This is a genomic window from Calditrichota bacterium, assembly GCA_013151735.1.
Classification (GTDB): Bacteria; Zhuqueibacterota; JdFR-76; order JdFR-76; family BMS3Abin05; genus BMS3Abin05.
On the sequence record JAADHR010000121.1, the window covers coordinates 1 to 12,643 of the forward strand.

A 12,643-nucleotide genomic window follows, 5' to 3' on the forward strand; every position below is an offset into this window, starting at 1 on the left:
CCGCCGTTAAAAAATGGGAATTCAAGGTTGCCTGCGAATTGTACCCGGAAGAGGAACTGAATCGAATCGTCAAATTCTCCGGGTAATGTTTGGTTCGAATATTAATGATGCCGCCCGAGAAATTTCCCGGTTGATCGGGAGTGAATGTTTTTACAGTGACCACATTTTCCAGAAGATTGCTGGGGAAAATGTCCATTTGCACGGCCTTTTTATCCGGATCGGCGCTTGGCAATGCCGCCCCATTCAGCTGCGTGTTGGTGTAACGCTCCCCGATTCCCCGAATGTACACATATTTTCCGTCCACTACCGATGCCCCCGTGACCAATTTCATGGCCTCACTCGCGTTGCCCGTCCCAAAGTGCGACATCGCTTCGGCACTGACGGCATCGCTCACCGCTTCCGCCTTTTGACGATTTCGCAGCAAAGCGGCTTCCGTATTCGTCAGCGGACTCGCCTCCACCACAACCGCTTCTCCCTGAAGCGCCTCTGGCAAAAGCGCAAAATTGACCACTCCCACTTTTTCGCCATACACTCTTACTCCCTTGATTGTTTTTCGGGCGTAACCCATCATCGAAGCGGTCAGGGAATAATTTCCGATCGGTACATTTCGAATAAAAAACCGTCCGTCGAGATCGGTTGCCGCTCCCATTCGGGTACCGTTAATCATCACATTGACTCCCGGCAGAGGATCACCGCTTGCGGCATCGTAAACGGATCCCGTAATCTTCCCTACAAGAGCCACGGACGCCCCCTTTCCTTCCGGGTCTTTCTTCGCATCCTTATCCGAAGCCCGCAGCATTCCGAAATCCCCCAGGATTAAAAGAATAATCACTCCCGCCGCTAACCCCATTGTTTTGATCCTTAACGATTTTTTGTTCATCCGTGTTTCTCCCAAATCAATTGCTTATTATCTGCCGTTTTTTAAAAACCCGTACTCAATATGGCGATTGACTGTTAGAATCGTATTAGCGGGCCATTAATCCTGCATTAATTTTGGCTGCTTTGCCGGAGAACTCTTTTGAAAGAATGAAACATTTTTCTTGATTCCTGAGAGAGGGCGTCTTATTTTTAAGCGTTCACGAGTTGGCCATCGTCAAAAAATGAGTGTGTCCGTCTCAGCACCATTGGTGTTTGAACGGCTCTTTAAATCCGATTTAAACAAATGATTAATGTGAATGTAACCCATTTCTAACAAATTATTCTTAACTTGTGTGGAAACCGACTGAAAAACAAGAGGTTCAAGAATGGCAAGAAAGTGCGTGTTGGTGGTTGATGATGAGGAAGATATTCTGGAACTGATCGAGCACAATTTAAAGAAGGAGGGCTACGAGGTTCAATCCGTAACCTCCGGTGAAAATGCCCTGCGTGCCGTTTCCGAAAAGGCACCCGATCTCATTGTTCTGGACTTGATGCTCCCCGGTGTGGACGGCTTGGATGTTTGCAGACGGCTAAAAGAAGACCCCGACACCCGGGGAATTCCCATTATCATCTTAAGCGCCAAGGGGGATGAAACGGATATTGTAACCGGTCTGGAACTGGGAGCGGATGATTACGTTCCCAAGCCTTTCAGTCCACGGGTTCTGGTCGCCCGCATCCGGGCCGTTCTTCGCCGAAAAAAAGCCGGCGCATTGCCTGAAACGGAGGTCCTTCATATTCACAACCTGGTCATCGATCCGGGAAAACACAAGGTTACCATTAACGGGAAAAAAATCGATCTCACCTACACGGAATTTCATTTTCTGTCGATTTTGGCCCGCCGTCCGGGGTGGGTGTTTACCCGCTACCAACTGGTGGATGCCGTCCGCGGAAATAATTATCCTGTCACCGACCGCTCGGTAGATGTGCAGATTGTGGGACTCCGAAAGAAATTGGGAGACTACGGAAAACTGATTGAGACGGTCCGCGGCGTCGGGTACCGCTTCAAGGAAGAATGGCAGGACTAAAATCAGAAGGAATATTTAAGCCGGAAAAAGGCCGATGTGCCGTAATCGCCCCATTCGGTAAAGTGCTTTCCCCGGGCAAAAAAGGCAATAAACGTGGCATCCAGATTGGTAATGACGGACCAGGTGAGCTGGGGAACAACCACGGAGGATCGATCGTTGGGATTCAAAATCCCAAAAAGACTCCCGCGAAGAAGGGGCGTGATATCGTAAGAAAACTCCTGAAAAACCGACCAGCGTGACGGCGACAGCATCCCGGCCTGACGGGCCTGAACGTAAAAAACACCTGCATTCTTGAGCTTGCCGTTGCTATTGTAAAGAAGTTCCGTATGGAGATAAAGAGAATTCGAAAACGTGTAATCGCCCGACAGAACACCGCTGAAAACGGGCTTATTGTAGGCAAAAATAGAAGCGCCAAAATAAGAGAGATAAGGCGGGGTCGGGAAAGCATTTTTGTTCGGAGGCGCACTCACCAAAAATTCTCCCCGAAAACCGGCCTTTAAAATCGAACCCGCCCAGGCACCGCCCAGAACCCAGCGATCGTTTCTGACACCGGCCAGGGCAAAAAAATCGGTTGAAAAGGCATTTACCCAGACCAGACCCGCCGCAACGGTGTGCTTTTTATCCTTTCCGGGTTTGACAGACACCTCCACTTTGGACACGGGTCCGGTGTAATACTGTAGCCGAAAGGCATCACTCCCCGGTTTTTCTTCATAGTCAAAATCCAGAATGGACTGCGGATTGAAGATGTCAATGACATTCCAGACCAGTGCCGTTCCCCAGGCAATACGCTGCCGCCCAAGGGTTGCTTCCAGATTTCCGCGGCTGTAATCCAGCCAGAGTCGATCGACCTGAGCATAACCCAGTGATTTGTCACGGTGCCAGAGCACGCGATCCAGTTGTTTAAATTCGTGGTGACTTCGAATGTGATCCAGAAAATTCGGTATTTTTTGAACGGAACTTCCGTAAAACGCGCGAAACCGAATATCCATCTCGGCCCGAAATGCATTTGAAGGGTACCAGTGGGTATTGAGTCTGGTGTGAATCAACTGGTCGTTAAGACGTTGATCCAGGAAGGGGTATTTGGCGGTGCTGGCCAGATATTTCACATAGCCGTCGGCGGCAAACCAGGACACCTGGGCAAAAAGGGGCACGGATTCCATCAGAAGTAAAAAGAGAAGACACGTTGCCCACCGGGTTTTCCAGAATCCAGAAAACGGTTTCACGATACAACCTTTCCCAAATGGTTTATCGAAACACGTGCTTTACGACGCGATCACATCATCCGACTTCACGGCTCCATCCTCCAGGGTTACAATACGGCGGGCCCGCTGGATCACTCTCGGATCGTGCGTAGAAAAAATAAACGTCATGTCGTACTCTTTATTCAACTGTCCCATCAAATCGAGCAAAGATTCAGCCGTCTGGGAATCCAGATTGGCTGTAGGTTCATCCGCTAAAACAAAATTGGGGCGCGACGCCAGGGCGCGGGCAACCGCTACCCGTTGTTGTTGCCCCCCGGATAATTGGGACGGGCGGCTGTTTATTCGATCGGCCAGCCCCACTGCGCTGAGAAGCTCAATTGCTCGTTTTTCACGCTCCGATTTGGGGATTCCCTGAAGCAGCATGATGAATTCCACATTTTCTTTTGCCGTAAAAACCGGAATGAGATTGTACGCCTGAAAAACAAAACCAATGTGGTGGAGTCGATAGTCAATCAATTTGTTCGACGGCAAGTTCGAGATGTCCTGGCCTTCAATGAGAACGGAGCCTTCCGTGGGTTTATCCAGCCCCCCAATTAAATTCAGCAGGGTGGTCTTCCCCGATCCTGACGGCCCCACAATGGCCGTAAATTCCTGTTTTTCTACCTTTAAATTGACATTTTTTACAGCCTGAACCGGAACGGCCGTTGTGTGGTAAACCTTGCTTAAATTCCGTAATTCAATCAAAGGCATTGTCCCGTGCCTCCCGTTTTTTTAACGCGTCATAAAACGCCTGCAAGGGGGTGAATTTCAAAACCACCGTCATTCGTCAAGATGATATTTTTCGCCAAGGACAGGAATCGTTGCATTTGGAAAACCGATTTGCCGCAGACCGTCCATCAAGGCCTCCGATTGGTCCGAATCTCCATGGACAATGAAAATATGCTTCAGTCGATTTCTGTCCATCTGCTTGACGTAGTTCAGTAAATCACGCCGGTCCGCATGAGCGCTGAAGCTGTTCATCACCTCCACGTGGCTCCGAAGTTCATACTCTTCACCAAAGATTTTAACCACCTTTTCACGCTCAACAATCTTTCGGCCCAGCGTATTTTCAGCCATATATCCGACAATCAAAATCGTGTTCCGGGGGTCCTCAATATTATTTTTTAGATGATGTAAAATCCTTCCGGCTTCGCACATTCCTGAAGCGGAAATAATCATGCAGGAGCCCTGGCAGTCATTGAGCTTTTTTGATTCTTCCACGTCCCGAATGTACCGCAGGCGGCTGAATCCGAATGGATCTTCGTGGCGCTGAAGAAATTCCTCCTTCATTTCTTCATCGTAGCACTCCGGGTGCAGACGAAAAACCTCCGTTGCATTCACGGACAGGGGGCTGTCCACATAAATGGGGATGTCCGGAATCTTGCGTTCATCGATTAACAGATGCAGATTGTACACCAGCTCCTGCGTGCGCCCCACAGAAAAGGCCGGCACAATAATTTTCCCGCCGCGTTGAATCGTTTCCATGATGACCTTGGCCAGTTTATCCTTCACGTCCTGAATGGGATCGTGATACCGGCCGCCGTAGGTACTCTCAATCACCAGATAATCCGCTTCTTTCACCTGAACGGGATCCCGAAGAATGGGCAGATGCTTCCGGCCCAGATCACCGGAAAACAGGATGCGGCGCTTTTTTCCGTTTTCTTCCACATCGACAAGCACTTGCGCTGAACCCAGAATATGGCCGGCATCCACAAATCGGGCCTGAATGGCCGAATTAATGAGAAACGGCCGATTGTACCCCCAGGCCACGAAATATTCCAGCGATTTCCGGGCATCGTCCATGGTGTAAATCGGCTCCACCGGAGGCAGACCCTTCTTTTTATGTTTCTTATTCACATATTCCACATCTTTTTCCTGAATATGCGCAGAGTCGCGCAGCATGACCGCACACAGATCGCGTGTGGCAAACGTGGTGAAAATATTATTTTCAAATCCGGATTTTACAAGATTGGGAATGTTTCCGCTGTGGTCGATGTGAGCATGGGTCAAAATCATATTTTGAATCGAATCCGCCGCAAAAGGTAAATTTCGATTGATTTTTTCAGCTTCTTTCCGATGACCCTGATACAGCCCGCAATCCACTAAAAGCGTTTCTCCGTTTGCATGAAGCAGGTGTTGTGAACCGGTAACCGTACGAACCGCTCCCATAAACTGTAATTCCATCCATCACTCCTTCTTTAAACGTGTAACCATTTGAGATAAACGATCATTTGTCCGTATGTTAAAAACAGGCCGACCAAACCGCCCCAAATCACTTGTGCGGGCGTATGGGCTTTCAAGAAAATTCGAGACCAGCCGATTAAAATGAGGAAAAGATAAAACGGCGCTATAAACCAGCCAAATGCAAAGGTCAGAATAATCAGCGGCCCGGCGGTGCCCGCCATGTGGGCACTGATTTTCCAGAAAAGATTGATCATAAACGTAACAAGGGTGTTTCCTACCAAGGCCAACACCGCTGCCAGCAAAAAAGGCGACGCCTTAAAAACATAAAGCAGATCGAATGTCAGGAGCAAAAGGACCATGCTTAACACATACGTCCCATGCCTTTGGGATCGAAGCGGAATATGCTTATGCGTAATCGCCCCTTTTTTCTGCAGCCATTTAACATACAAAATGGGAATCACTGCTGTAAAAAGGGTGCCTGTTGTTCCCCACAAAAAAACGGTCCAGGCGGAGTGTCCGAATTTCACGGAAAGACTCCAAAACATAAGAACAGACCAGGTAGGCGGAATAAAAATATTTGAAAGAAGCACGGCCATTTTTGAGCCGGGCGTCTGTTGAGCTACCATATCATTTCCAGTACTCCAGGTCCTGTCACGATTACGGTCCATTTGCATCGGTCATTTTCATAAACAGCGAATGGAATCGGCCATCCGAAAGCCATTCTTTTTGCCTGCAATGTTTAAAAGTAAATCATAAAATATGATAGAATCAAGGAGTTTTTTATTGATTTTGGCATTTTGATTTCGTATTGTATTTTGACATGAGTATGATTTTTATTCTTTAATTGGACGGAATGATTGATTGGAATGACCCCAAGAAGCAGATTAAATCTGAATCCGTTACTCACGTTACACAAAAGGTCGTCACATGAATTCTATTATCGATTTACGCAGTGATACGGTTACGCAGCCTACCCCGGACATGCGGGACGCTATGGCAACAGCCCCCGTCGGGGATGATGTTTTCGGGGAAGACCCAACGGTCAATCTCCTGCAGGAAACGGTTGCGCGCCTGTTTGCCAAAGAGGCCGGTTTGTTTGTAGCCAGCGGCACCATGGGAAATCAGGTCGCTCTGAATGCTCACACCCAACCCGGCGACGAAGTAATCTGCGAGTACAATGCCCATATTTTTAATTACGAAGGAGGGGCACCGGCCCTGCTTTCGGGGGTACAGCTTCATCCTATTCCCGGCACACGGGGGGTTATCACGGCGGCTCAAATTGAAGCCGTTATCCGCCCGGACGATCACCACTTTCCGCACAGCCAGGTGATTGCCATTGAAAATACGCACAATCGGGCCGGGGGAACTCTGTTTCCGATTGATGAAATGAAAAGAATCTACACGTTGGCCCAAAATCGCAATCTAAAGGTCCATCTGGACGGCGCCAGAATCTGGAATGCCTCTGTCGCAACCGGTATTCCTCTGTCGGAATACGCCCGGTATGCTGATTCCATTAATGTCTGTTTTTCCAAGGGATTAGGTGCACCCGTGGGATCGATGATTCTCGGTTCAAAGGACTTTATTACCCGGGCTCACCGCTACAGAAAATTGTATGGCGGCGGCATGCGTCAGGCGGGAATTCTGGCCGCCGGAGCCCTCTACGCGGTGGAGCACAACGTCAAGCGCCTGGCTGAAGACCACCGCCGTGCCAGAATGCTGGCAACCGCTCTGTCGGATCTGGAAGGAATCCAAATCGATCTGGATGCTGTGCAAACCAATATTGTGATTTTTGAAGTCGTTTCCCAGGTGATACGTGCCGGGGACTTTGTAAACCGGTGCAGGGAGGCCGGCGTGTTGATGATACCCTTCGGGGGTAACAAAGTGCGGCTGGTTACGCACCTCCACATTTCGGATGATGACGTGGCCCGTGCCATTACCATTTTTCGTGACATAATGAGTTCACACAAATAGCGGCGTCATGTGCAAGGAATACCAACTTAATTCTAAAAAAATCGATTTGCGAAAAGGTGTGAAAGTCGTGGAAAAAGGCTCTTTTAAGACAGATTCCACACTCGTTTGGATACGGGATTTCCCGGAAGGGCAGCATCTTTTTCTACGGCAGAAATTTCTTGCATTTCCGGAAGAAATTAATATATTTAACATCGCTTCGTACCACCCGGGAAAAAAGGAGATTGTGACGATTGCATACCATAATTATCGGTGCAGGTCAGGTTGGCTCCCATCTGGCCAAAATACTCTCATCTGAAAATCACGATGTGGTGGTTATTGATCCCAATCCGACCACCTGCGACTGGATTCGGGAGCACATGGATGTTCAGGTCATTCAGGGATATGGCACAGACATTCATCTGCTCAAACAAGCCAAAATCGATCAGACAAACATGCTTTTGGCGGTCTCCAATTCCGATGAAGTCAATCTCGTTGCCTGCGAAATGGCTCATATTTATGGCGTTCCCAACAAGATCGCGCGGGTTCGCAATTCTCATTTTTATGTAGATCCCCCCCGGCTCAGCCTGAATGAATTCCATGTGGATATTGCCATTCATCCCGAAGAAGAAACGGCTCAGGAGGTTGTGCGTCTCATTAAACGGTCCACCGCATCTGAGGTGTATGATTTTGCGGGCGGGCACATTCAATTGGTTGGCATTCGTCTGGATATGCAGTCGCCTCTCGTTGGAAAAAACCTTATTCAGATTACGCAGGAAAATCCTGATCTCTCGTTTCGCGTAACGGCCATTTTTCGAAATAACAAAACGATTATTCCCACAGGAAGGGATTACCTGTTGCGGCGGGACGAGGTTTTTTTCATCGCAAAAACGGATGAAATCTCAAAAATCGTCGCCCTGGCCGGAAAATCGGAAGCCAGGGTCGAAAAGGTGATGATTCTTGGGGGCGGAAAAATCGGGCGCTCCACGGCAAAATTTCTGGAGAAGGAAAAGGCCATTGAAATTAAATTGATTGAATCCAATCCCGAAAAAACTCATTACGTGGCCGAGCAGCTGGATCGGTCGTTGGTAATTCAGGGTGATGGCCGGGACATCGATTTACTGGGCTCCGAGGGCATCGTTGAAATGGACGCCTTCATCGCCCTTACGGACGATGAAGAAACCAATCTGATCACCGCGCTGCTGGCCAAGCACCTGGGCGTTAAGCGAACCATCGTTCTGCTGAATCAGGAAAACTACCTTCCCATCATGGCGCCTATCGGAATCGATGCTGCAGTCAACACCAATCTCATTACATCCAATGTGATTCTGCGGTTCATTCGGCAGGGCGATGTTGTTTCGGTGACCAGTATTCCCGGTTTGGACGCCGAGGTGCTGGAGTTCGTGGCTCACAAATCCTCCAGGATTATCGGATCGCCCCTGAAAAAGGTCAAAATTCCGGAGGGGTCCATTGTCGGGGCTATCATCCGGGGCGATGAGATTATCATCCCCACGGGCGACACGATTATCGAACCCGAGGATAAGGTCATTGTGTTTGCACTTCCCGAAGCCATTTCCGCGGTGGAGAAAATGTTCCAATAAATTCAATTCCGGCCCCTGAAAGGAACACACCTGTGGATTCACTCTTGACCCTTTCTCACGTAAAAAAGTATTTCCGTCTCGAAAATCATCCCTATTTTCCCGGGGAAAAAGCCGTCCTTCGGGCGGTGGACGACGTGTCGTTAACGGTGCATCAGGGGACGGTTGCGGGTCTGGTGGGCGAATCGGGAAGTGGAAAATCTACTCTGGCCAAATTAATCGTGCGGTTTTATCTCCCGGATTCGGGGACGATTCTTTACAAAAACAGGTCTGTTTTGTCCGTCACACCCAAAGACCAGCGTTTTCTGCGGCGCGACATACAAATGATCTTTCAAAATCCGTATTTATCATTTAATCCCCGTCTAAAAATAAAATCGGCCCTGGGAGAGGTTCTTAAAACACATTTTTCAATGTCCTCTGCCGAAAGAGACCGGCGCATGGTGGAGCTGCTCCGGCAGGTGAATTTGCCGGAAGAGTCCCTTCAAAAATATCCCTCGCAATTTTCCGGGGGACAGCAACAGCGCCTGGCCATTGCACGCGCCCTGGCGGTAAATCCCAATTTTCTTGTGGCTGACGAACCGGTTTCTTCTCTGGATGTGAGCAATCAAATCCAGCTGCTCCATCTGCTGAAAACACTTCAACAGGAAAACGGGCTGACCCTTTTGATGATCAGCCACGATCTTCGGGTTATTCATCAAATTGCCCAGATTGTTTTCGTCATGTACGCCGGCAAGATCTTGGAAAGGGCCTCCGCTCACCGCTTTTTCACCCTGCCGGCCCATCCGTATTCACAGGCCCTGCTGGCGGCGACCCCCAAATTAACGGAAAGCCCCTCGCCAACACGCCTTCACGTTGCCGGAGATCCTCCGGATTTAACCCGTCCGCTCCCGGCTTGTCCGTTTGCTCCCAGATGCCCGCAGGCAAAGGATGTCTGTTTTTCCCGGGTACCGCCCTGGCAGAAGCTGGTTTCCGACCACCAGGTGTGGTGCCACTTTCCGATTACGTAGTCTCTGAACAGCAAGAAAGAGCCGCAGAGAGAATTCGTTTTTTGGTTTTTTCCCTGTGGTTCTCTGAGCTTCCCTGTGTCGCTCTGTGTAACCCTATTTTCGAAACAACAACTGACATTGAAACAGGGTTTTGTTTGATTGAAGAAGCTGAAACCCCTGTCCGGCCGCCAATTGAGAAAATGTACGAATTGAATCGTAACGAAGACGATTGCCGCTGAGATTGCGAAGCAGATTGAGCACATTGGGCTGTGAAATGGTGATGGCCAGCCAGCCGCCCTTGCCGAGAATGCGGGAGAGCTCCGATAAAAAGTTTCCGGGCGCCGAAATGTATTCTGCCAGTCCAATGGCCGTTATCCCCGCAAATACCCCGTCCCGGAAGGGCAGTTCCGCTGCTTCTGCCTGAACCAGCGGAACAGGCCTTTTTGCCTTCAGCAGCCGAAGCATTGAAAACGAAAAATCACAGCCTACGGGAGAAAGGGTCGGAGGATAGATTTTAAGCGAATCGCCGCTTCCTGTTGCCAGATCGAGATATTTTTCTTTCGGATGGAATTCGGCGGCCAGCCACTTTTTAAACGGGCGAATTTCAGCCTCGTAGATCCGGCGGTACACAAAAAACGACCGTAATCCCCGGTAAAGAAGAGCCTTCACATTCCAGATTAACCGATTCAGGGGACGCTTCATTTTAGTGTAGATGTTTTGTGTAAGGGAGTGCATTGTAAAAGGGGGCCAGGGCGGCAATCAGCGCCGTTCGGAAGGAATCTGCCCGACTGAGAAAATTCAGCGTAAAAATTCCAAAGGCCCCCTGATTGTCGCGCACGTTCCGGGCGCCGGAAAACTCATCGATGATTTGCCCCAGTTCCAGGTGATCCACATAAACAGCCCGGGCCAGAGCCTCCGGCACAGGGGCACAATAGCTGGCACCAAAACTTCCGATTGTGCCGTTTGTCACAAAAGCCCAGCCCTGCAGAAAGGTTTGGACGGGCTCACCCTCTCCCGCGGCCTGACGAAAAAAACCGCCTTCCAGGCCCACGTAAAAATCGGCCTCAATTCCCAATTCTTGGAGATTGCGTGCCCGGTTTTTGGCTCCCCGCATCAGTTCCTCCAGAGAGGTTGGCATGTCGGGAACATCGCTCGAAACAGAATGGGTTTCCAGCCGAAGCGCCATCTCTTTGCCTATCAGAAAGGGGCTCACCTGTTCAAAGGCCTCTTTTGCTGCGCGAACCTTTGCCGGACGGGTGGAACCCACGGCCACACGCAATTCATCCATTGGAGGCCTCGTTACGGCACTTTTGTTCGAAGGACACTTGTAAACTCATGAAGCTCACGCAGGGCCTGGGGGTCGTTCTGAAGTTTTAATTCGCACAACACCAGTTTATCGAGAGCATACAGATAATCATCCGCGTCAGCCTTACTCAGGGAGTGATGCTTTTGGTACGCGGCAATGAGTTTTCTAAAGGATTGGGCGGCATTCAAATAGGCTTTTTCCTGCAAAAAAGCGTCTCCCAGCCAGCGGTATGTTCGGAACCGCGTGGAATCGACCCGGAGCGACTGCCGAAAAATGGTGATCGCCCTGTCCCGCTTCCCCAATTTCAGGTAACAATAGCCCAGCCGGGTTAGTACTTTCGACGACCGGGGATTGTAAGAGACAACCCTTTCGTAGAGTTTGGCCGCTTTTTTCCATTTTTCTGATTGAAAGGCCACGTCTCCCCGGGATTGATTGCGGGTATTTTTCAAACTGGGAATCAGCACATATAAAAGAACAATGAGAATTGTGGAAACGATTACCACCAGTATTCGATTTCGCATCGTAACCTCAGTTATTTAAATTCCAACGCGGGTCATCAGCTTTTTCAATTCTTCCTTTCCGTGAGCCAGAATCTCCTGTCGATCCAGCGTCAGGATTTCACGATCCTTCATTACGATTTCGCCATTAATGATGACGGTTTGAACATCCGTGGATTGCGCGGAATACACAAGGGTTGTAAACACATCTTCGGAAGGGAAACTATGGATCCGATCCAAATTCAGCAAAATCAAATCAGCCCTTTTCCCCACCTCGATGCTGCCAATCTCCCGCTCCAATCCAAGGGCACGGGCCCCGCCAAGCGTGGCCATGTGCACAATTTCTTTTGCAGACAGGCTCCCGGCCCCCAGGCGCGGTTTCTGAATTAAACCTGCCAGCCGCATTTCCTGAAAAATGTCGAGATTATTGTTGCAAGGCGCCCCATCGGCCCCGAGAGAGACGTGAATGTTTCGTTCCAGCATTTCGGGGATTCTGGCAATTCCGGAACCCAGCTTCAGGTTTGAAGAGGGGCAATGAAGGACGTGCGTGTTTGTTGTTGCCAGAATATCCATTTCAGAAGCATCCAGCCAGATGCAATGGGCCACGGAAAGATGGTACCGATTTAATCCGATGGAATGGTAAAACTCCAGATTTCGCTTCCCGGTTGCGGCCTGAACTTCCCGCAGTTCGTTCTGATTTTCCGACGAATGGGTGTGAACAAGGATCTTTCGATCAACCGAAAGCTCCGCCACTTCCCGAAGCACCTCTTCTGAGCAGGAAAGCGCAAATCGGGGCGCGAAGTTAAAATCAATGCGGCCGTTTCCGGCTCCGCGCCAGCGCTTTAAAAGACGCAGCCCGTCATCAATACTTTCCCGGGCATTCTGAGCAAGCGCTTCCGGAATACCCGTCCCTTCGTCCATGAGGGTTTTTCCGATGGAGG

Annotated in this window: 13 protein-coding genes; 4 read left to right on the top strand and 9 right to left on the bottom strand. The window is 49.7% G+C overall.

Annotated features, from left to right (window positions below; genetic code table 11):
• On the bottom strand, positions 1–880 hold an 880-nt coding region (locus GXO76_08395), incomplete at its 3' end, for a TonB-dependent receptor plug domain-containing protein (GenBank protein NOY77874.1).
• Between the two features lie 364 nt (positions 881–1,244).
• Here GXO76_08395 and GXO76_08400 point away from each other — a divergent pair.
• Positions 1,245–1,943, top strand: a complete 699-nt coding sequence (locus tag GXO76_08400; GenBank protein ID NOY77875.1) for a response regulator transcription factor — start codon at positions 1,245–1,247, stop codon at positions 1,941–1,943.
• A gap of 2 nt (positions 1,944–1,945) precedes the next feature.
• Here GXO76_08400 and GXO76_08405 read toward each other — a convergent pair whose 3' ends face one another.
• The 4 genes from GXO76_08405 to GXO76_08420 form a co-directional block, all read right to left on the bottom strand.
• A complete protein-coding gene (locus GXO76_08405; GenBank protein NOY77876.1) occupies positions 1,946–3,166 on the bottom strand; it encodes a hypothetical protein in 1,221 nt (406 codons plus the stop codon).
• A gap of 39 nt (positions 3,167–3,205) precedes the next feature.
• The gene (locus tag GXO76_08410; protein NOY77877.1) at positions 3,206–3,895 is read right to left on the bottom strand and encodes an ABC transporter ATP-binding protein; all 690 of its coding nucleotides are present in this window, start codon (positions 3,893–3,895) and stop codon (positions 3,206–3,208) included.
• A 69-nt stretch (positions 3,896–3,964) separates the two neighbouring features.
• Positions 3,965–5,368, bottom strand: a complete 1,404-nt coding sequence (locus GXO76_08415) for an MBL fold metallo-hydrolase (protein NOY77878.1) — start codon at positions 5,366–5,368, stop codon at positions 3,965–3,967.
• Positions 5,369–5,382: 14 nt separating this feature from the next.
• Positions 5,383–6,036 (bottom strand): hypothetical protein, encoded by a 654-nt coding sequence (locus tag GXO76_08420; GenBank protein NOY77879.1) that lies wholly within the window; start codon positions 6,034–6,036, stop codon positions 5,383–5,385.
• A gap of 268 nt (positions 6,037–6,304) precedes the next feature.
• Here GXO76_08420 and ltaE point away from each other — a divergent pair, with 268 nt between their 5' ends.
• The 3 genes from ltaE (at position 6,305) to GXO76_08435 (ending at position 9,920) form a co-directional block, all read left to right on the top strand.
• A complete protein-coding gene (gene ltaE / locus GXO76_08425; GenBank protein NOY77880.1) occupies positions 6,305–7,339 on the top strand; it encodes a low-specificity L-threonine aldolase in 1,035 nt (344 codons plus the stop codon).
• Between the two features lie 230 nt (positions 7,340–7,569).
• Positions 7,570–8,916, top strand: coding sequence for a Trk system potassium transporter TrkA (trkA, locus tag GXO76_08430; GenBank protein ID NOY77881.1), 1,347 nt, complete (start codon positions 7,570–7,572; stop codon positions 8,914–8,916).
• 32 nt (positions 8,917–8,948) lie between these two features.
• Positions 8,949–9,920: an ABC transporter ATP-binding protein gene (locus tag GXO76_08435; protein NOY77882.1), complete on the top strand. Its 972-nt coding sequence runs from the start codon at positions 8,949–8,951 to the stop codon at positions 9,918–9,920.
• A 93-nt stretch (positions 9,921–10,013) separates the two neighbouring features.
• Here the strand turns inward: GXO76_08435 and GXO76_08440 are convergent, their stop codons facing one another.
• Genes GXO76_08440 through GXO76_08455 form a run of 4 tightly spaced genes read right to left on the bottom strand, consistent with a single transcriptional unit; the run spans position 10,014 to position 12,623 of the window.
• Positions 10,014–10,601, bottom strand: coding sequence for a methyltransferase domain-containing protein (locus GXO76_08440; GenBank protein NOY77883.1), 588 nt, complete (start codon positions 10,599–10,601; stop codon positions 10,014–10,016).
• 1 nt (position 10,602) lies between these two features.
• Positions 10,603–11,187, bottom strand: coding sequence for a DUF84 family protein (locus GXO76_08445; protein NOY77884.1), 585 nt, complete (start codon positions 11,185–11,187; stop codon positions 10,603–10,605).
• An 11-nt stretch (positions 11,188–11,198) separates the two neighbouring features.
• Positions 11,199–11,726, bottom strand: coding sequence for a tetratricopeptide repeat protein (locus GXO76_08450; protein NOY77885.1), 528 nt, complete (start codon positions 11,724–11,726; stop codon positions 11,199–11,201).
• A 15-nt stretch (positions 11,727–11,741) separates the two neighbouring features.
• On the bottom strand, positions 11,742–12,623 hold the full coding sequence (locus GXO76_08455) for an amidohydrolase family protein (GenBank protein ID NOY77886.1): 882 nt from the start codon (positions 12,621–12,623) through the stop codon (positions 11,742–11,744).
• Positions 12,624–12,643 lie beyond the last annotated feature (20 nt).